This window comes from Candidatus Methanomethylophilaceae archaeon (assembly GCA_017524805.1).
Classification (GTDB): domain Archaea; phylum Thermoplasmatota; class Thermoplasmata; order Methanomassiliicoccales; family Methanomethylophilaceae; genus Methanoprimaticola.
In genome coordinates, this window is sequence record JAFXUX010000033.1 from 23587 (window position 1) to 41510 (window position 17924).

The 17924-nt window shown below is 52.1% G+C and carries 21 protein-coding genes; 15 read left to right on the top strand and 6 right to left on the bottom strand.

Translation table 11 applies throughout. From position 1 onward, the window contains the following. Window positions 1–4: 4 nt before the first annotated feature. On the bottom strand, window positions 5–2425 hold the full coding sequence (locus IKP20_06815) for an ABC transporter substrate-binding protein (protein ID MBR4504661.1): 2421 nt from the start codon (window positions 2423–2425) through the stop codon (window positions 5–7). Window positions 2426–2586: 161 nt separating this feature from the next. Then, window positions 2587–3120, bottom strand: coding sequence for a TraR/DksA C4-type zinc finger protein (locus IKP20_06820; GenBank protein MBR4504662.1), 534 nt, complete (start codon window positions 3118–3120; stop codon window positions 2587–2589). Between the two features lie 92 nt (window positions 3121–3212). Between IKP20_06820 and IKP20_06825 the strand changes: the two genes are divergently transcribed. The 12 genes from IKP20_06825 to IKP20_06880 all read left to right on the top strand — a co-directional run bounded on the left by IKP20_06825 (window position 3213) and on the right by IKP20_06880 (window position 11750). Continuing rightward, window positions 3213–4301, top strand: coding sequence for an iron ABC transporter permease (locus IKP20_06825; GenBank protein ID MBR4504663.1), 1089 nt, complete (start codon window positions 3213–3215; stop codon window positions 4299–4301). Next, window positions 4298–4576: a hypothetical protein gene (locus tag IKP20_06830; protein ID MBR4504664.1), complete on the top strand. Its 279-nt coding sequence runs from the start codon at window positions 4298–4300 to the stop codon at window positions 4574–4576. The genes IKP20_06825 and IKP20_06830 overlap by 4 nt, the downstream gene beginning before the upstream one ends. Window positions 4577–4615: 39 nt before the next feature. After that, window positions 4616–5074, top strand: a complete 459-nt coding sequence (locus IKP20_06835; protein ID MBR4504665.1) for a hypothetical protein — start codon at window positions 4616–4618, stop codon at window positions 5072–5074. After that, window positions 5068–5976 carry an ABC transporter ATP-binding protein gene (locus tag IKP20_06840; protein MBR4504666.1) on the top strand — a complete coding sequence of 303 codons (909 nt, stop codon included), beginning with the start codon at window positions 5068–5070 and terminating at the stop codon, window positions 5974–5976. Before IKP20_06835 ends, IKP20_06840 begins: the two co-directional genes overlap by 7 nt. After that, window positions 5924–6331 carry a hypothetical protein gene (locus tag IKP20_06845; GenBank protein ID MBR4504667.1) on the top strand — a complete coding sequence of 136 codons (408 nt, stop codon included), beginning with the start codon at window positions 5924–5926 and terminating at the stop codon, window positions 6329–6331. The genes IKP20_06840 and IKP20_06845 overlap by 53 nt, the downstream gene beginning before the upstream one ends. A 76-nt stretch (window positions 6332–6407) precedes the next feature. After that, on the top strand, window positions 6408–6590 hold the full coding sequence (locus IKP20_06850; protein MBR4504668.1) for a transcriptional regulator: 183 nt from the start codon (window positions 6408–6410) through the stop codon (window positions 6588–6590). Between the two features lie 173 nt (window positions 6591–6763). Continuing rightward, on the top strand, window positions 6764–7240 hold the full coding sequence (locus IKP20_06855) for a pyridoxamine 5'-phosphate oxidase family protein (protein MBR4504669.1): 477 nt from the start codon (window positions 6764–6766) through the stop codon (window positions 7238–7240). Window positions 7241–7311: 71 nt separating this feature from the next. After that, complete coding sequence (locus IKP20_06860) at window positions 7312–8715, top strand: hypothetical protein (GenBank protein ID MBR4504670.1); 1404 nt, start codon at window positions 7312–7314, stop codon at window positions 8713–8715. A gap of 167 nt (window positions 8716–8882) precedes the next feature. Next, window positions 8883–9326 (top strand): hypothetical protein, encoded by a 444-nt coding sequence (locus tag IKP20_06865; GenBank protein MBR4504671.1) that lies wholly within the window; start codon window positions 8883–8885, stop codon window positions 9324–9326. A gap of 50 nt (window positions 9327–9376) precedes the next feature. Next, window positions 9377–9562, top strand: a complete 186-nt coding sequence (locus IKP20_06870) for an AAA family ATPase (GenBank protein MBR4504672.1) — start codon at window positions 9377–9379, stop codon at window positions 9560–9562. Window positions 9563–9795: 233 nt separating this feature from the next. Further along, window positions 9796–11391: a transposase gene (locus IKP20_06875; GenBank protein MBR4504673.1), complete on the top strand. Its 1596-nt coding sequence runs from the start codon at window positions 9796–9798 to the stop codon at window positions 11389–11391. Between the two features lie 125 nt (window positions 11392–11516). Beyond that, window positions 11517–11750, top strand: a complete 234-nt coding sequence (locus IKP20_06880; protein MBR4504674.1) for a helix-turn-helix transcriptional regulator — start codon at window positions 11517–11519, stop codon at window positions 11748–11750. Window positions 11751–12016: 266 nt separating this feature from the next. Here IKP20_06880 and IKP20_06885 read toward each other — a convergent pair whose 3' ends face one another. Both IKP20_06885 and acgM read right to left on the bottom strand, forming a co-directional pair. Beyond that, entirely contained in the window at window positions 12017–12964 is a 948-nt protein-coding gene (locus IKP20_06885; GenBank protein MBR4504675.1) for a zinc-binding dehydrogenase, read from the bottom strand. Continuing rightward, window positions 12948–13991, bottom strand: a complete 1044-nt coding sequence (gene acgM, locus IKP20_06890) for a radical SAM/SPASM domain protein, ACGX system (GenBank protein MBR4504676.1) — start codon at window positions 13989–13991, stop codon at window positions 12948–12950. Before acgM ends, IKP20_06885 begins: the two co-directional genes overlap by 17 nt. A 271-nt stretch (window positions 13992–14262) precedes the next feature. On the opposite strand from acgM, the gene IKP20_06895 reads away from it, so the two are divergent. The 3 genes from IKP20_06895 (at window position 14263) to IKP20_06905 (ending at window position 15897) form a co-directional block, all read left to right on the top strand. Further along, window positions 14263–14874, top strand: a complete 612-nt coding sequence (locus IKP20_06895) for a TetR/AcrR family transcriptional regulator (GenBank protein MBR4504677.1) — start codon at window positions 14263–14265, stop codon at window positions 14872–14874. Between the two features lie 89 nt (window positions 14875–14963). After that, window positions 14964–15533, top strand: a complete 570-nt coding sequence (locus IKP20_06900; protein ID MBR4504678.1) for a site-specific integrase — start codon at window positions 14964–14966, stop codon at window positions 15531–15533. 142 nt (window positions 15534–15675) lie between these two features. Continuing rightward, a complete protein-coding gene (locus IKP20_06905) occupies window positions 15676–15897 on the top strand; it encodes a hypothetical protein (protein MBR4504679.1) in 222 nt (73 codons plus the stop codon). Window positions 15898–16111: 214 nt separating this feature from the next. Here the strand turns inward: IKP20_06905 and IKP20_06910 are convergent, their stop codons facing one another. Beyond that, window positions 16112–16798 (bottom strand): hypothetical protein, encoded by a 687-nt coding sequence (locus tag IKP20_06910; protein MBR4504680.1) that lies wholly within the window; start codon window positions 16796–16798, stop codon window positions 16112–16114. 1 nt (window position 16799) lies between these two features. Beyond that, window positions 16800–17825, bottom strand: a complete 1026-nt coding sequence (locus IKP20_06915) for a hypothetical protein (protein ID MBR4504681.1) — start codon at window positions 17823–17825, stop codon at window positions 16800–16802. Between the last annotated feature and the right edge of the window lie 99 nt (window positions 17826–17924).

Sequence of the window (17924 nt, forward strand, 5' to 3'; positions counted from 1 at the left end):
TGGATCACGCGGCCGCAATGGTGTATTCGCTGCCGTTCTTCACTACCTTAGCCTCCCCGAGAATGGGGAATTCGACTCCGTTCGCAGAGGACTTTCCGGCGAAGAAAGCTTTCATGTCGCTGAAGACATGATTCCCTTCGTCGCCGTAGAAGAGGACGAAGATGTCGTTTATCTTCCCCTCGACCTGCTCCAAAGTCAGAGTCCCGTGCACCAGATGCGCGACGTAGTAGGCGCTGGCAAGGGCGCAATCGTAATTGATGCTGTCCCAGACGATAGGAACGGTGACGTACAGAGGTATGTCGTTGGACGGATCCGAATCGCCGTTGATTATGCTGACGTACCTGAGGAAATACTGGCTCTCAGGCTGGGAGACTTTGTCCGAGGAGGAAGGATCGATGATGATCATGTCGATGTCGAGCTTGGCAATCTCTTCCTCCTTGAGGACGACCTTGTTGGCGGTGGAACCCAGATTGTAAGCGTTGGCGGTGCCGGTGAGATCGAAAGGCATGTAGACAGGGAACGTGGTGTTCAGTGTGTTGCTTCCGCTGATGGTGACTCCGGCGACGTATACTTTGGAATCTCCGTTCCCTTTGAGCGAGCTCAGCTCCTTGATGACCGATTCGACTCCGGAGATCAGCTCGGAAGCGCGGTCGACCTTTCCGAAGGCTTTCCCGAGCCATTCCACATTGTTCCTGAAGAATTCGGCGACTCCGGATTCGGCATCGCCCATGGTGTCCATCCTCTGGTTCTCGAGGACTATCAGAGTGGTCATCTTCGCGAGGCTGCTGAACAGATCCGTGTTGCTGCTGTAAAGGCTGAGCGAGGTTATGACCAGACTGGGCCTGTCTTTGCCGAGCTTCTCCACGAGAGCGGCGTCGATGGCGTTGTCCGCATGGTACGACGTGAGCTGGTCATACGGATAGGCGTAAGAGTAAGCCCTTCCGTTCTTGTTGTCGGTGACATCTCCCTTGTCGGTTTCGATCACGTATCCGTTCATGCCGAACATGGACAGGAATCTGAGAGGTCCGGTACCGCCGATGGTGACGATCCCGTTTCCGAGCTGATCGGGGACGGTGACAGTTCTCCCGGCGGCGTCGACGAAGGTCTGGCCCTTGGTATCCGGAACGTAGCTGGGAAGGCGGAGGTCAGAACTTTCCTCGTTTTCGATGAACGAGATTGCGCCGTCGTCGGAGATCGATATCTTCCCGTGGGTCGCGTTGCCCCTGAAGGCTTCGAAGACCGCAGACATGTCGTCGTAAATGGAATCCCCGTCGGGGAGAGGCACATTCTTGGACGTCAGCTCCGAGCGGTTGGATGTCTGGCTTCCGAGGAATTTCTTGTTCAGATCATTGATCTTGTTCTCAAGTTCCGCATCGGTGAGAAGCCCGTACGCATCGTGGAGAATCTGATAGGCGCAAGCGAGGACGTTCTCATAATTGATTCCGGTCCAGATATAAGGGTAAGCGATGTAAGCTTCGTGCCCGGCGAAAAGCTTCAGGATACCGATGGACGTGTTGTCGTCGGTCTTGTATATCCCGGTGGCATCCAAGAACAGGATGGTATCGCTGCTCATCTTCTGGCTGATGACATCCGCGGAATAGACTTTGACGCCGGAATCGACGTAATCCATCGTGTCGCCGGACATGATGTTGGTGACGTTGGCCAAAGCGAAAGGCATGAAATAGGGGATCGAGGAATCCGCCCCGTGGGCGCCGTTGTAAGCAAGGCATCCGATGTATCCAGTCTTCTTGGTGGTCACCCTGGAAGCGATGGATCTGATGTCATCGACGGTGGTCTTGAAAGCGGACCTGATCTCATCGGCGCGCTTCTGGGCGTTGAAAGTTTTTGCGAGGATGTCGAGCTGCTTCTCGACGGATTCGGTTATCTTGAAAGTGTTGGCATCGAGGAAGGTGTAGATGTATCCGATGTGGACGATGTGCAGCCCCCCGGCGCGCAGAGCGTCCATCTGTTTCTTGCAATCGGACTCGAATCCTTCGGGGACAACCACCACGGACGGATTGAGGTCCAGAATGGTCTTGACATCCTCGTCTGTGACCGAGCAGTTGGCAGTGGTGAAAGCGAGATCCTGGCCGCTTATCGGCTTTGCACCGTTGAGAGCCTGGGCTTTGCCCTGATACATGAACGCTTTGCCGAGATAGTTAGTCTTGTCGTTCATGTCTACCATGACGCATTTGTCGGCGAGACCGAAATAAGTGACCCATCTGAATGAGTCCTGACCCACAGCGACTATGCCGCGGCTGAGGTCATTTACTGCCCTGACCTCGTATCCGGAGAAATCTTTGAGAGGCTCATCGTGAGATTCATTTCCGCCACCGCCTCCGTTGTTCGTGAGCGCATATATGCATATTCCTGCTACTGCGATGATGGCGGCGGCCAAAATCGCATACATGATGGATTTTTGCATACGGGGTCATAACCTAAGTAATATTTATTTTGAATTAGTATTACGAAATAATAATTTTATTGGATTATTATGCATATGGATTCAAATGCTTACTTTTAAGTGATAAATTCCTAATCATTATTGTTGGATATATGATGGGCCGCTGGGGCCCAGAAGACAGCTTACCAACGACTCTCATACCCTTCAAAACAGTCCAGGCATACCTTGCGTCCGTTTTGGATGCGGATGAGATCCTCCCTTGCGGATTCCCCGCAGCATTCGCATTTTATGCTATGGAAGATCTTGGCCCTCGTAGGCACCTCGAAAGATGGGCGCTTGATTTCCAGGACCTCCTCCTCGGGCCCGTTGAGAATGAAATCGATAAGCTCTTCCCGCGACTTGCCGGCCCTATCGAAATCCCTCATCACTATGCGGACGGATTTGCCGTTCTTTCTGTTGAAGAAAGACCACGCATGCTTCCCTCTCAGGCGCATGATCATGTTGCCTTTTCCGAGGGTGCAAGAAAGCGCGAATTGAATGCAATCCACCCCGCATGCATCGTTCTCAGTGACGCATACGATGTCTTCGTCTTCGGTGCGCCCGAATTGCGCCCCGATCTCGCGCGCGGCAGTTTCGGCGGCGCGGAATCCGGATGCCAATCCGGGGCATTCGTGGCCATGGAATTCGATGCACCTTTCCCAGAGCTCTTTGTCCATGCGCATACGTATTCCATATTAATTTTAAATAATTATACTGCAAATAATAATAAATTAAATAATAGTATTATTATCCTCGCCCGGAAGATTTGATGGCCAGAACAGAAAATGAGGATGAGATTGGGTATTCCCGCGTATCTAAACTCAGGGTATTTGTGATAGTGTTTCTTGCTACGGCTGCCGTGGCTTCGGCATTGGCTACCCTAACCATAGATCTGGGATCGATGACATTCTTCGACGTTATCAGGGTCATCTTCGACAAGGGCAACCCCGAGAACACCCGCTCCCAAGTCATTCTGGTCTGGGACATATACCTCCCCCGCATAGCCAGCGGAATACTGGCGGGATTCGCCCTTGGGGTAGCCGGAGCGATTATGCAGTGCGTCCTCCGCAATCCGATCGGATCGCCGTACACCTTGGGCATCTCGAACGCCGCCGCATTTGGGGCCTCTCTGGGGATAGTCATGCGCGGCGGAGAAGTCGTCGGCCAAAGCCACGCTTCCATAGTCATCAGCAACCCGTACATAGTCACTGGAAGCGCTTTCCTATGGGCGATGATCGGGACCGGGATAATAATCGCGCTGGTCAAAATCACCAGAGTCGACGCGAATACCATGGTGCTTGCCGGAGTAGCCATAAGCTCCATCTTCGCCGCCGGGATCAGCGCGCTCCAGTACATCTACAACGATTACGCCCTGTCCGCGATTGTGTTCTGGCAATTCGGTTCATTGGGAAAAGCCACTTGGAGCGAGCTGCTGATCGCGGCCGTCGTCGTCATCCCCACGCTCATATACTTCTTCTGGAGGAGATGGGACTATAACGCGTTGGACAGCGGACCGGACATCGCTCGGTCGCTGGGGGTTAACGTTGAGCGCCTCCGCATCGCGTCGATGGTCCTTTCAGCGGTGGTCACTGCCGTGGTGGTCTCTTTCATGGGGATAATAGCTTTCGTCGGTCTGCTTGGACCGCACATAGTGCGTCTGATAATCGGCAACGACCACCGTTACCTTATCCCGGGATCGATACTGGTGGGAGCGATCATCCTGCTGATTGCCGATTGCGTCGGGCAATGCGCCTTTGATTTCACGCTTCCGGTGGGGATAATAACCTCGTTCCTCGGCGGACCTCTTTTCCTTTTCCTTCTTATCAGAGGATACAGAAAGAGAGGTGTGCTGACGTGAGCCGGCATCCTTTCGAAGGGGAAGGATTCGACCGCGATCGCGCCCTGAAATTCTGGGACGACATAGCGCTCGATTACGAGGGATGCATCATGCAGGGCTCCATCCCGGAAATGATAGTCGGAAGGCTCCTCGAAATCGGTGTGCTGGGCCCGGACAAGGAGATCGTCGAATTCGGATGCGGGCCGGGAACCTATTCCATACCGATATCGAGGCGTGTGCGCTCGCTCACCTGCGTAGACGCTTCCGAGAAGATGCTTTCGATCCTTTCGCGTTAGATCGATAGGTCAAACATCCGCCTCATCCGGGGGGATTTCATGCTCTTCGACCCGGAAAAAAAATTCGACGCGGCCATCATGTCCCTCTGCCCCGGGACCGGCTCCAAGGATGGGATCCTTCGCGCGAACGGCTATTCGAAAGGTTGGTGCGCCCACATAATGTGGGTCGAGAACTCGTGGGACAACCTCATCTCCGAAGTTTGGAAGAGACTCGGCAAGGACTACTCTTTCGAGGGGCGCAGACAGAATATCATGGAATCCAACCTTGAAGCTCTCGGATTTGATTTTTCGAAGGAGATCTTCGAGGAGGACATCACCTGGAGCCTGCCTTTGGAAGACGTGCTGGCTAGGGAGAGCCACATATTCGGCGCATATGGGATCCGCGATGCGGAAAGCGCCATCGAAGATGTTCTGTCGCCCTATTCTGACGATGGCAATTTCGAGTTCAGATGCAGGAATTCCATGAAACTGATCGTCTGGAGGGCTGAACGATGCTGAGCGTCAAAGACCTGTCTTTCGGGTACGGCGACAAAAAGATACTGGACGGCATCTCGTTCGACGCAGAAGGAAATTCTGTGGTATCCATATTGGGGCCCAACGGCGTGGGGAAGACCACCCTGCTGAAATGCCTGTGCAAGATGCATGCGCCCGATTCCGGGACGATAGAGCTCAACGGGAAGGATGTCCTTTCCATGTCCGGACGCGAAGCCGCCAAACATATCGGGTTCGTCCCCCAAAGCACTCCCCCATCTGGCACCAGCGTCTTCGATGCCGCCCTGATAGGCCGCAGGCCTCACATCGAATGGGCGATGGGAAAGGAAGACATGAGGATAACATGGGAAGCGCTGAGAGCCCTGAAAATAGACGGCTTGGCCCTGAAGCGCACCGACGAGATCAGCGGCGGAGAATACCAGAAAGTACAGATAGCGCGGGCGATGGTCCAGCAGCCCGAAGTCCTGATATTGGACGAACCCACAAACAATCTGGACATAGCCAATCAGCACATAGCCATGCGCACCATCTCGGAAGCGGTCTCGTCCAGAGGGATGTGCACCATCATGACGATGCACGACATCAACTTGGCCGCGGGATATTCGGACAGATTCCTTTTCATCAAAAACGGGAAGGTTGCGGCCTACGGCGGGACCGACATCATAACTTCCGACCTCGTAAAGGACGTCTATGGCATAGAAGCGGACGTCATAATGCACAAAGGAAAGCCTTTTGTCATACCGGATCTGGATTCCGAACGAAAGCGATTCCATGCGCCGTCGCTCAGCCGCATCTGCGTTCCGTCCTTCATAAACAGGCAACAGTCGCATATACCAAAAGATTCTCTGCAAGCGCATGTATTCCATCAGCAAAATCGTGAAGATCAAACACGACGATGGACGCATTGAAATCATCCCCTGCGACGCGACCGTAGAGCTCCTGGCTCTGGAACTCGAAAGAATAGGCATCTCATATCCGGTTGGGATCGACGATGAGGAAGCCATTTTTCATCGCTTCGGGGACATGGACGCAGAAATCGGGTTTGTGGAGGAGGAAATGTGGGCCACCAAAAAATACGATGAGCAGGTGTGCCGCGCGGTCGACGAATTCAACTACGACGACGACATCGAATTCATAGACTATGAAGAGCTCAACAGAAGGCTCAGAATCGTTCTGGATAAGATGGAAGACGGCACCTTCGAACCGTATGTCAAGATAAAATGGAGAAAGAGAAGACATACGAGTGAAGAAGCGCACTTCTGAAACTACTGTTTTATAAAGTAGGGATGGGAGACGCGAACGCAAAACTTTATCCCCTGCTGAATGCTAATATACAACGATGAGCGACAGAGATACCATACTGGAAGCAATGAAGAAAGCCGGAGAGCCCCTCAACGCAGGGAAAGTTGCGGAGCTGACCGGTCTCGACCGCAAAGTCGTCGACAAAGAATTCGCCGCGATGAAAAAGGATGGGACGATCGTCTCGCCCGTCAGATGCAAATGGGAACCGGCGCAAAAGTGATCCTTCTGCGATCAAAACGGCCATGCGAACTGCACCGAATAAACCCTTTACATCCTTTCTTCTCCCGTTCGATCCGGACCGATTATGTTTGCAGAGCACGCATGCACATCGGCATGATGGGAAATGTATGCTGACCCATCAGGTTAAACCGCAGAAAAACCATGCCTGCTCCCATGTTCAGGGAAGTGGCAAGGGAAAACAGAAGGCTGTCCGCGGAAGAATGCGTCAGAATCCTCTCCGAAGAAAAGAGAGGCGTCCTGTCGGTCATAGGCGACGGGGGATATCCGTACGGGATGCCGATGAACCACTTCTATAACCCCGACGATGGGAAGCTATACTTCCACTGCGGGAAGGATGGGCACCGCACCGATTCCATCAGGAAAGACAGCCGCGCAAGTTTCTGCGTCTATGACAGCGGCTTCCGCAGGGAGGGAGAATGGGCCTTGAACATAAAATCGGCCATAGTTTTCGGGCGCATCGAAGAGATCGCCGACAAAGAGACCATATATGACATCTCGCACAGGCTCAGCCACAAATTCACGGACGACGAGAAGCACATAGAGGAAGAGATAAAACGTGCCGGGCCCAGGACGATGATGTTCGCGCTTGTCCCCGAGCATATCACAGGGAAAATCGTGAACGAATCTTGATCTCAACAGAAAATTAAAGGTTGAATGGCCTCTTCCTATCCGACATACGCGCGAAAGAAGGGATATGAACGGTGCAACTGCTCAGATCGGATAGCCATGACTTGGAGATTCTCCTCGGAGAGCCCAAAAAAGCCGTCCGCAGCATGTTCTTCCCGTTCCTGATAGCGTTCGCCGTTGTTGAAGCAAACCAATTCATAGACACGTTCTGGATCTCCGGCCTGGGGACATCCTCTTCATCCGCCATATCGGCCGTCGTCCCGTTCTATGTCCTGCTCATGAGCGCCGGGATGGGCATCTCCGTCGGAGCCACTACCACCATAGCCTTCCGTCTCGGACGCAATGAAACCGTGGAAGCGGGAAAGCTCGCATCCAACGCGATTACGCTGGGAGCCGTCCTCTCTGTCTTCGTATCGGCCGTTCTGCTTCTGATTCTGGATCCTGCAATGAGCGTAATGGGCGTCGGCAGCATCCGCCAGGAATGCTGGGATTACATGCTCCCGATGATCCTCATGTCCACCCCCATGATATGCCTCCTGATTCTCGGAGGAAACCTGAGAGGCGAGGGGGCGGCCAGGAAATCTACGGTCATCCAGATGTCCGCCGCCATCATGAACATAGTTCTGGATCCCATGCTCATATATGTCTTAGGGATGGGCATCATGGGTGCGGGCCTGGCCACCGGCCTCTCATCCCTGATAGCGCTGATGATCGGCATTTCGTGGTATGTCAGAGGCAAGACCGCCCTGAAGATGACCAAAGACAGCTTCAAAGCGGACAGAAACATGATGCGCGAGGTCCTGACCGTCGGAGGCCCCAGGACAGTCAACGAACTCATAGGGAGCTCGATGACGTTCATCCAGAGAATCTTCTTCGTCGTAGCCGGTGGCACGACCGCGGTTCTGATGTACAACTATCCTTGGCGTTTCATATCGCTGTTCAATCTTCCCGGTAAAGCATTCGAAAGCAGTCTGATACCGGTAGACTCGGCCGCTTACGGCCAGAACGACACGGAAAAGATGTGGTCCGCCTACATCTATTGCTTCAAGCTCACATCCATTGTCTCGATAGCGGCCGCGATATTCATCTTCGTTTTCGCAGAGCCTCTCATGTCCATAATGACATATGAGGAAAGCATGATGGCCTTGCTCCCCAAACTCGTGTGGTGCCTCGAGGTCTCCGTGGTTATCCTTCCTTTCATGGCTCTCAGAGGGGTTGGGTCGGCCCTACTGCAGTCGATGAAGAAAGCCAAGATCCCTATGTACTTCGATCTGTTCTGGGGCTCCGTCAGGATGGTCCTGTATGCGATGAGCGCTTATGGGCTGCTGGGAGTCGATCCTTTCGACGGAATCATCTACATAATGGCCATCGTCTACTCCCTCAGCGGAGTGATCATCAACGCTCTGGCGATCCAGCAATTCAGAAAACTGAAAAACGGGATCAAACCGGTCGGGCATCGAGGCGCCAACCCGGATTGAGGATTTCCACAGCTACAGCAGATGACATCTTAGACCTCTGAAACCTAAAAATACCTCCCTGAACGATTCGCCCGACGCTGGGAGTGTCAATGCCGATCGCGCTGCGATTATCGATCCCGCGGCCGTCGCATGATACTGTCCAAACCTTGGCGCGCGGGAAGATACAGTTGGCGAAATACGAAGAGCTCGGAAAAGCGATCGAAGAATCGGTGAGGAAATCCTGCGAGGGGAAGTCCGTCGGAGTGGCTTTTTCCGGCGGGATGGACTCGGGATTGATCGCCGCGCTCGCATCCAGATATGCCAGGTCGGTCACATGCTATACCTGCGGCACGGACGGTTCCTTCGACGTCACCGCCGGAAAGGAACTGGCAGAGAAGCTGGGCCTCCCTTGGGTCCACTGCAGGATAAGCAGAGAGAACATAGAGGATACGATCCGCGAATTCATCGTGACCACAAAAGTAAGCGACCCTTTCACCATATCGTACGACCTCCAATTGTTTTGCGTGTGCCGCGAAGCCGAAGAAACCACGATCCTCTCCGGGCAAGGGAGCGACGAGTATTTCGGTGGATGTGCAACTTCTTATGATTCAATGTTTAAATTAACAAAATAAAACTTTTCGATTATGAAAGTTTTATATCCTTACTTTATATACTCAAATCTATGAAAGAACTTAGGAGGGAAAAATACCTTTCTAAAATCCGTCCATTTTACAATGACAAGGACATAATCAAGGTCCTGACAGGGGCTCGCAGATGCGGAAAATCTACAATTATGAAACAGATAATGGACGATCTCGGCACTGATACAAAAGTCGAGAAAACAATCGTGTATATCGATCTGCAATGATTTCCTAAAATCATGTACCTTCGCAGAGCGAGGCATTTTTTGATCTGGCCATTGTCCGAGGACCTGATCCTTTCCGCATGAGCGGCCTATAATCTCTATTTTTAGGGCAGCAGATCCGGATTCCGGCACTATAATCCATGGTTTCTTCGTCCGGAGGCATGTTTTCAATGCCGATATAGTACATTATAAATGATATATTTATATTCATGTACCATATTATATAATCGAAGGACATGAGGGTGCCCAAGGACATCAGGGAGATGGAGAGGCCGGACCGTACGGTCGTGGAACCGTACCAGTCCGGCAGGTATGCGGTGAGGACGCGCATCGACAGATACGACGGCAAGGGCAACCTCCTGTACAGGAAGAACCAGGTGATAGGGTACATCAGCGACTCGTACCATCCTATCATGCAGGAGAAGGCGCTGAAGTCTGTCGGGATTATAGATTCCAAGCAATACGGCGTCGCCAATCTCCTTAACGAACTGTGCAGGGACATCCTGAAGGACCTGTGCGAGTTCTACAGCTATCCGGATGCGGAATGGATCTACTGCGCCGCGCTGATCAGGGCGACCCATCCGGGCATCCCCGACTGCAAACTGAGGGCGCGGTACGTGCATTCGTTCGTATCCGAATTCTATCCGGGCGTGGCGATGAACAAGGATCACGTCACGGAGATGTTCACCCTTCTGGGTGAACAGTTCCGTACTACGGAGGCCTTCATGATCTCCCGTCTGGGGAAGGTGCCGGAGGACGAGCTCGTCGTCATCAACGGATGTCTGAAGCAGGATAACGGCGAAGGGCTGTCGATATCCAAGGCGTCCAGGACGGCGGCCGCCAAAGTATGCCACCACCTGGCGATGTACGCATACAGCCCGTTGGAAGGGGAGCCGCTCTGTTCGAAGGTATATCCCGGGAACGTCACGGATGCCGTCGCGGTGAAGGATTTCGTGAAGAGCCTGAAGATACACAACGGGATCATCGTAGCCGACAGGGGTTTCAGACCCGAGGTGATGAGGAGAATTTCCGAGGAGCACAGGGGCCTTCATTATCTCGTCCCGCTGATGAAGGGGCGTCTGGTGGCGGAGAGGTCGGGATGCTTTTCCTTCGATACGGTCATGATGCGCGACGACGGCCCGGTGAGCTGCAGGAGATCGGAAGCCAAGGGCAAGGACGGCGAGGGGCTGGGGTACTGGCTGTACTCCTTCAAGAATCCGAGAATCGCCGCGGAGATGGAGAGCGAATACCTGGAACAAAACGCGGGCAAGCTTGACCCCGTTCTGCTGGAAGCGGAACGGAGATGGTTCGGGGTGCTGATACTCCAGTCCGATCATAAGATAGAGCCCGATTTCGCTTACGACTGCTATGACGACAGGTGGGGCATAGAGCCTCTCTTCAAACTGCACAAGACGGGGCTAGAGATCGATGACACCAGGGAGAAATCGGACGAGACGGCGATAGGGAGCGAATTCGTCAACTATCTGGCCACCGTCATGTCGGCCAGGCTGAGGAACCACCTGGCAAAATTCGATTTCTGCAGGAACAGATCGTTCAAGGACGTGCTCTCTGATCTCCGCGACTGCGTGAAGGTCAGGAACGGCGACGGCGAATGGGAATTCCGCACGACCGCAGGCAAGGATATGAAGTTCTATGTGAGGACGGGGGCTGTCACCGAACCGGATATGGTGGACATGTACGGTCTGAAGGAGACCGTTCCGCAGGAGGGTCCGCGCAGGCGCGGACGTCCTCTGGGCTCCAAGGATTCAAGGCCGAGGAAGAGACGCACCGCTGCAGAACTCGCCGCAACTCGGTCCGTCAAAAGTACATGATTTCAGGAAATCATTGTTCCGAAACGCTACAAATCGGCATTTTCCCGTTTTATAAAATTAGCGATAATGGACATTTCCCGTTCCGTGAGTATGTCCGGCATATCTCGGGCAAGTCGAGCTACGACATGATCTCCGGGATAAAGGAGTTCTATGCTGCACTTCAATCGGGTGAGCTGGATTCCGATGTACCGTTGCAGGATACGGAGAAGATCCGCAGGGAGTACGGGAAGGAGCTGGCAATCAAACTGCGTTGGCAGCACGGCATGCAGGTGAAAGATTTCGCAGAATTGTTTGGAGTTTCAAGGAACACCATCGGCAATTGGGTGAACGACAGCAGGCCCAAACCCGGCGACACCTGAAGATACACGTTGCACCCACCCTTTCGTGCAACTTCGGTCAAACCCCGGGGACGGGGAGACCCGCCCCATTAACTTTCCCCCGATGCACGGATGCCTCTCGGAAACCCCCTCGGAAACGGGGGGGGCCCCTAGATAGATATATACGCGCCGCGCGAGGCAGCCGATTTGGTTGTTGTGCATGATCTGACCTATCCGAAAATGCACAATACCATTCTGCACCGTTTGGACAGAAGAAAGTATAACAGATATCGCCCAGAGAAACATATTCAGAGAATTACGACAATTTTCCCGTTCGCTTTTCCGTCATCCAATGCCATGCATGCATCTCTTATCTCTGAGAAACGATAACATTCGGCATACTTCGGACGGAGTCCGTGTTCTTTGATGAAAGCGAAAATCGAATCCACCGTTCCCTGCGTAGGGTAATTGCTGAAGTAGCCGGTAAGGTAAACGCCGTTCGGTATGTCCTTGATGGGGTCGAAACCGTTCAGAGAATAGATCCCTCCGAGTATGCCGGTGTCGCATACTATGCCGCCCTTCCTCACACAGCGAAGGGTATCCAGCAGACTCTTCGGACCAACGAGATCCAGTGCCTTGTCTGCTAATACCTTATCTTCCAGATCACCATCGTCGAGGATTGCGGTATCGGCTCTTCCGAGAAGAGGGATCTTGCTTTCTCTGTGGGTGGTGGCTATGACCTTGCAGCCCATCGCTTTGGCGATATCGATTGCTGCATATCCCAGTGCACACGTTGCACCGCGGATGAGCAGAGTCTCATTCCTTTTCAGGCGGAGGCATTCGAACAGCGACCCCCATGCGGTCAGATAGGTTTCGGGTACGGCCGCGAGCTCGTCCCAAGGGAGATCCGAATCTATCTTGAAGACATGATGAGCGGGAAGAACGGCGTATTCGGCATAACTGCCGTCGAAACTCCTCCCCATCCCACCCATCATAGCTATCACCCTATCCCCTACGGAGAAGGACGTATCGGATGCATCGGCGATCTCGCCGACACATTCGATGCCTGGAATCACGGGCTTGGCGATATAGTCCTCATCGATTTCCTCAAGACGGAGAATCTTCTCGGAATGATTCATCCCGAAGGCGCATATTCTGACCAACACCCATCCGGAACCGACCTCTGGAACCGGTACGTCGGTCAGCACCACATCTTCCGCCTTGGTGATCCCATCTATCTTAACTGCTTTCATCATCAATGCTAATCACCTTCCAGCACTGGGGGTCGGGAGCATACATGTCCCCGTGGTATCCTTTCGCCACCGCCGGGCATCCGCGGCAGAAACGAAGGAGTTCGCATTTCGAACATTTTTCGAAGTTCTCGTAAACCCTGTACATATCCATCTTCGGTCCGGTGAACAGATCGTACAGGTCGTCTTCAAGTGCATTCCCGACCTTGCTCTCCATCCTCCTGCATGCATAGACGGAACCGTCGGAAAGGATGGTCAGATGGGAATTCCCGCAGTTGCACCCGTCATAGACGTATTCGTCGTCAGGGTAATCCTTCGGATCGAAATCCCCTATCTCGTGACGGTAGAGCGTCCACAGATGGTCCTTGAGATTGAAGGTCGTCCCCGAATCCTTGTATTGCTGATATTTCTTCCAGCACCTGTCCATCATATCCCTGTATTCCGTCGGGGAACACGTGGTATCCCTGTCGGCGAGGGAGGGACAGTAGCGGGCGAAAGCGAATATGTCGGCCTTGTTCCTCACCGCCTCGTCCACAAGCGAAGGAATCTCGGAAACGTTCCACTTGGATACGGTGGACATTATGGCCACGTCAATCCCGGCATCGCGGAGCATCGGTATGGCGGACATCGTCGCATCGTAGGAACCGGGTTGTCTTATCCTGTCGTGAGTATCCTTAAGACCGTCGAGGGAAAGCTGGTATTTCACGACCCCGAGTTCCCTCATGCGTCTGCACACTTCGGGGGTCAGATGGAATGGATTGCCGAGGATGGCGATACGCATATTGTCCTTTTTCAACAGTTCCAGAAGATCCCAGAAACGCGGATGGAGGATGGGGTCCCCGCCCGTTATGTACAGGTACGGTTCGCGTCCTGCCTTCCTGCAGAAGGCCCTGATGTTCTGAAGTACAGTCTCCATATCACTGAAAGACATCTCTCTGAACTTTGCATGGCTGCCGAGGGCGTAGATGTAGCAATGCTTGCATCTCTGATCGCACGCTTCCGTTATGTGCCACTGGAATGCGAAATAGGTCATGGTAAAATAAACGCCTCCGTTTGGAGGCAATGAAATCAGTTTTTCTTGTCACCGGATCCGCATGCGCTGCCGCAGGCCGATGCTTTCTTGTCACCGGATCCGCATGCGCTGCCGCAGGCGGAGGAGACGTCGTTTCTTCCGAACATATTCTTGAGAGCCATTCTTGAAACCTCAGTATTGTATTCAAAAACAATTATATAAATTAGTAAGATATCATTTATATAGAATTAAAACAAAACCGTCTATAATGTTCTAATTTGGAAGGGAGACGATGGGAAGATACGAGAAAGCCAGCGGAAAGACCGAACGCGCGATCCAAGAGGCATATTGGGAGCTGTACGAGAAAGGCGATGCGGGGAGGATAACCATCGACGAGGTGTGTGCATCCGCAGGTGTGCATAGATCCACCTTCTATTATCATTTCAGGAGCGTGGATGCAATCCTCGAATCCATCAAGGAAAGACAGATCCGTCTCCTGAAAGAACTGTTCGATAATACGGGAGGGAAGGATGTGGATTTCCAGAAGTTCATTCCCGCATTCCAGGAACTCTTCGCAGAGAATGAACGCTATCTAATTCCTCTCGTAATCGAATACGGCGACAGGGAATTCTCGTTCAGATACAGATCGTATCTGGAGGATATGATGTTCGAGCATCTGAAGATCACATTTCAGCAGCACGACGACCGGACCGCAGGCGTACTGGAGATCGTGATATCCGGAATGGTCAATATGTTCCTGATATCACTGGCGACCCACACGGTCTCCCTTGAGGATTCCAATCTCCTTTCCCACGGAATGATAAACGTGGGATTGAGATCCGTACTCCGCGACAATTTCGGAATACATATAGGATTCACGACAATGGCATCGTTGTTTCGATGAAAAGATCGACCTCTCCCCTACCATTAAATTCTTAGTAAGCGCATAGTCAATCGCAGAAACGACGGGAATCCTCAAGGAAGTGAAAAACCATGAGGAATAGAAAAACCGCCGAAGGTGACGTTTTTATCTCCACCCTCAATGAGAAGAACCGCACCGTGTCGGACGAGAAACTTCCAGAATTTTCGCGGATGTGGGCAGGAGATACGGATACGACGACGTCGCCGTCGAGTTCGTCGAACTCACCGACTTCAAGGTCAGATGGCAGAGGAAAGCTCGTGGAGAAAGAGGTCCCTCGTTCGGTCAGGAACGCGATCGAGGAGTACCTTCCCGTGAGGGACAAGATTATCGCCGAATTCGGGGACAGGGGAAAGGGATCGCTGATAGCCATCCCCTACCGTGCCCACAGCCCCGATGCGTCGGTGAGATTCGTGGAGCAGTGCATGAGGAACCTCGTGGACAAGACCAGCATCAAAGCCACCTGCCACACGCTGAGAAGGTTCTACTGCACCAACCTGTTCGACGCGGGGGCGGAGCAGGACATCGTCCGCAGGATGATGTGTCACTCGCACCTTGACACAACTCTGAATCACTACCTCTACGCGGACCCGAGGAAGATAAAGGGAGCCACCACGGCGGTCGACGACGCGCTCGACCTGTGAAACTTAGAAATACTTTACCAAACGATTTACCCATCTGAGGATTCGAGTATCAAGAATCACTCAGCTGGGATTTTTCTTTGGAATGATCCTCCCTGATTATTGGACAGATACCCGTCTAACCTTGAAACGTGGGAAGATACAGTTGGCGAAATACGAAGCTCTCGGTAACGCGATCGAATCCGCAGTCCGGAAAGCCTGCGAAGGCAAGGAAGTGGGAATCGCTTTCTCCGGCGGAATGGATTCGGGATTGATTGTTGCACTTGCAAAGAACTGCGCCAGATCTGTCATCTGCTACACCCTGGAACGTCCGTGTCCCGAATTGGTGCGTACCGGCATCCGCCTGCGGTTCGCGGAACCGAACTAAGGCAGACTTAATCGTTTTTGATTTCAGCAATTCGGCATAATCCTCAATCAGATACATCAGTATCGAAAGGTTTCCCGTTTCCTAAGATCGAGGACGTTTCGCAGATGGTGCATCGATATTCCCGTACTGTGGGTGGACGGGATGCTGCCTGTTGCGGAACAGGTAAGGATGGTCGAGGAGTTCTCAGGACTGTAAATGCGCCTGATATTCGACATCAATGAAGAGGATCTTCGGGGAATATAGGGCCGTGACCGAAAAATATCTCGCGTTCTTTCTCTGCATCAGTTACTTTTCTGCGTATTTTCGGCTCCGATTCAATAATCTTTTCCACAGTGAGGCCGAACCTCTCAGCGATGTCTTCCGGCGATTCCGATTTTTCATTACGCAAATAGATTCTGGCTTCGACGAATGAAAGAGGCACCCTTTCCTGCAGCAGCCAGATACGGGTGGCATACCTTACCTCACGGAATTCGCTTTCGGTAAGCGGTTCCCCCGTTCTCCAGGGACGGGTTTTTTCCCTGTCTATATTGGACCTATTATTCGGTTGGTTTTCCCTCTTACGTTTGACCAAGAACTCCTGTATTTCCCCCGCTCCCTGGAATCTTCTGCAATTGTCAAGAATCCACTTGCTGATCACAGGGTCTAGATTCTTCGAGTTATACTCATCCCATAGGTTCTGCTCTGTTCTTTCCCACAGTGCGGGTTCATCGACATTCATCCTGTATTTCAGGAACTTCCAAAGACTTCTGCCCCATGCACTACTCAGATAAAGGGAAATCATCTCGAACGGGAGACCTAGTCCGTCCTGTAGCTTCCATAATTGCATAGCATAGACATACTGGCAGTATTCGTCCCGATCGGTTATATCTGTAGGCTTGTTGAATCTGCATTGGAGAGGCATCTTACCACTTGTTCTTACTGCGCCAGCAGAATATCTTCCTGAACGTACTTAATGCTGATTCACCGCCTTCTTTTCTGGAGGATATTATCGTTTTCGGATAGTTTTCGTTTACCTTGTTTACTGCGGACTTGCCTGTGATGTTGGTTCCTTCCCGGATTGCGCCCCCGGATCTCATTGTAGTTCTGTCGCTGTCACGGGTATTTCTGCCAGACACATCGTATCTGTCGTTTTTCCAATACCCTGATACTTCCTCAGATTTGTGTTTCAAACGCAATTCCGTCTCTGCTGCGGTAGCGGTTTCTTCGGCATTTCTTACCTGTTTGATCGATTTTCCTTTCATCCTTCCGCATTTGACGTTACCTTTTCCATCGGTAGGATATGCGGTCTTCGCATATTTGTCGCGGTCACCGTCTACGGTCCTCATGTGATGTACCATCTCGTGGGTCACGGTCATCTCGCTGGGGTTGGTCTTTAGGATTATCGTCGGAGACTCGCCATTGTCCTTGGTGGTCGGTCTGGCATATCCACCGTTCTTTCCGTCAAGGTTGCCGTTAACAACGAAGGGTTTTCCGAAACGGTCTATTTTATCAATTTCGTCTTTTGAAAAGTTCTCCGTTACTGTCTTGAGCACTTTCTTTTTCGTGGCTTCGGTACAATCGAACTTGAATGCACTTTCAGCGGATTTCATCTGCGGAGTGTATCCACTAATGGTTTTTCTGCCAGTTCCGCGTCCTCTTCCGGTACTTCTACTAGATCTGTGCGACGAGGTTGCTCTGGAAGCGGTTCTGGTCTTTGAAGAAGATCTTCCTGAAGACGTTGGAGTGACGGTCTTCCTGGACGAAGCATGCTGTTTGAAGCCTTTGGCGAACGTACCGTCAGAATGCCTTCTCTGTTTTCTTGCCTGCAGAGATCTTGCTTTGGATGCTGATGATGCGGTATTTCTGCGTGAAGATGCTGATTTTGTACGTCTTGTTGTTCTCGAATTTGTTGCCTTACGGGTAGTTTTACCCCTTGTAATTCTTGTCATGGTAAGATATATTGATTTTTAACTTATAATTATGATTAAAGATGGCAAAATGCTACCAAATTATTTAATATTTGCAATTCTGTTATTGTTTGATAACAT

Bases quoted from the DNA above. Each gene is read 5' to 3' on its own strand.
- IKP20_06855 (MBR4504669.1), top strand. From the start codon at position 6,764: ATGTTCAGGGAAGTGGCAAGGGAAAACAGAAGGCTGTCCGCGGAAGAA.
- IKP20_06885 (MBR4504675.1), bottom strand. From the start codon at position 12,964: ATGATGAAAGCAGTTAAGATAGATGGGATCACCAAGGCGGAAGATGTG.
- IKP20_06850 (MBR4504668.1), top strand. From the start codon at position 6,408: ATGAGCGACAGAGATACCATACTGGAAGCAATGAAGAAAGCCGGAGAG.
- IKP20_06895 (MBR4504677.1), top strand. From the start codon at position 14,263: ATGGGAAGATACGAGAAAGCCAGCGGAAAGACCGAACGCGCGATCCAA.
- IKP20_06815 (MBR4504661.1), bottom strand. From the start codon at position 2,425: ATGCAAAAATCCATCATGTATGCGATTTTGGCCGCCGCCATCATCGCA.
- IKP20_06900 (MBR4504678.1), top strand. From the start codon at position 14,964: ATGAGGAATAGAAAAACCGCCGAAGGTGACGTTTTTATCTCCACCCTC.
- IKP20_06875 (MBR4504673.1), top strand. From the start codon at position 9,796: ATGAGGGTGCCCAAGGACATCAGGGAGATGGAGAGGCCGGACCGTACG.
- IKP20_06820 (MBR4504662.1), bottom strand. From the start codon at position 3,120: ATGGACAAAGAGCTCTGGGAAAGGTGCATCGAATTCCATGGCCACGAA.
- IKP20_06915 (MBR4504681.1), bottom strand. From the start codon at position 17,825: ATGACAAGAATTACAAGGGGTAAAACTACCCGTAAGGCAACAAATTCG.
- acgM (MBR4504676.1), bottom strand. From the start codon at position 13,991: ATGACCTATTTCGCATTCCAGTGGCACATAACGGAAGCGTGCGATCAG.
- IKP20_06845 (MBR4504667.1), top strand. From the start codon at position 5,924: ATGTATTCCATCAGCAAAATCGTGAAGATCAAACACGACGATGGACGC.
- IKP20_06880 (MBR4504674.1), top strand. From the start codon at position 11,517: ATGATCTCCGGGATAAAGGAGTTCTATGCTGCACTTCAATCGGGTGAG.
- IKP20_06870 (MBR4504672.1), top strand. From the start codon at position 9,377: ATGAAAGAACTTAGGAGGGAAAAATACCTTTCTAAAATCCGTCCATTT.
- IKP20_06835 (MBR4504665.1), top strand. From the start codon at position 4,616: ATGCTCTTCGACCCGGAAAAAAAATTCGACGCGGCCATCATGTCCCTC.
- IKP20_06910 (MBR4504680.1), bottom strand. From the start codon at position 16,798: ATGCCTCTCCAATGCAGATTCAACAAGCCTACAGATATAACCGATCGG.
- IKP20_06825 (MBR4504663.1), top strand. From the start codon at position 3,213: ATGGCCAGAACAGAAAATGAGGATGAGATTGGGTATTCCCGCGTATCT.
- IKP20_06840 (MBR4504666.1), top strand. From the start codon at position 5,068: ATGCTGAGCGTCAAAGACCTGTCTTTCGGGTACGGCGACAAAAAGATA.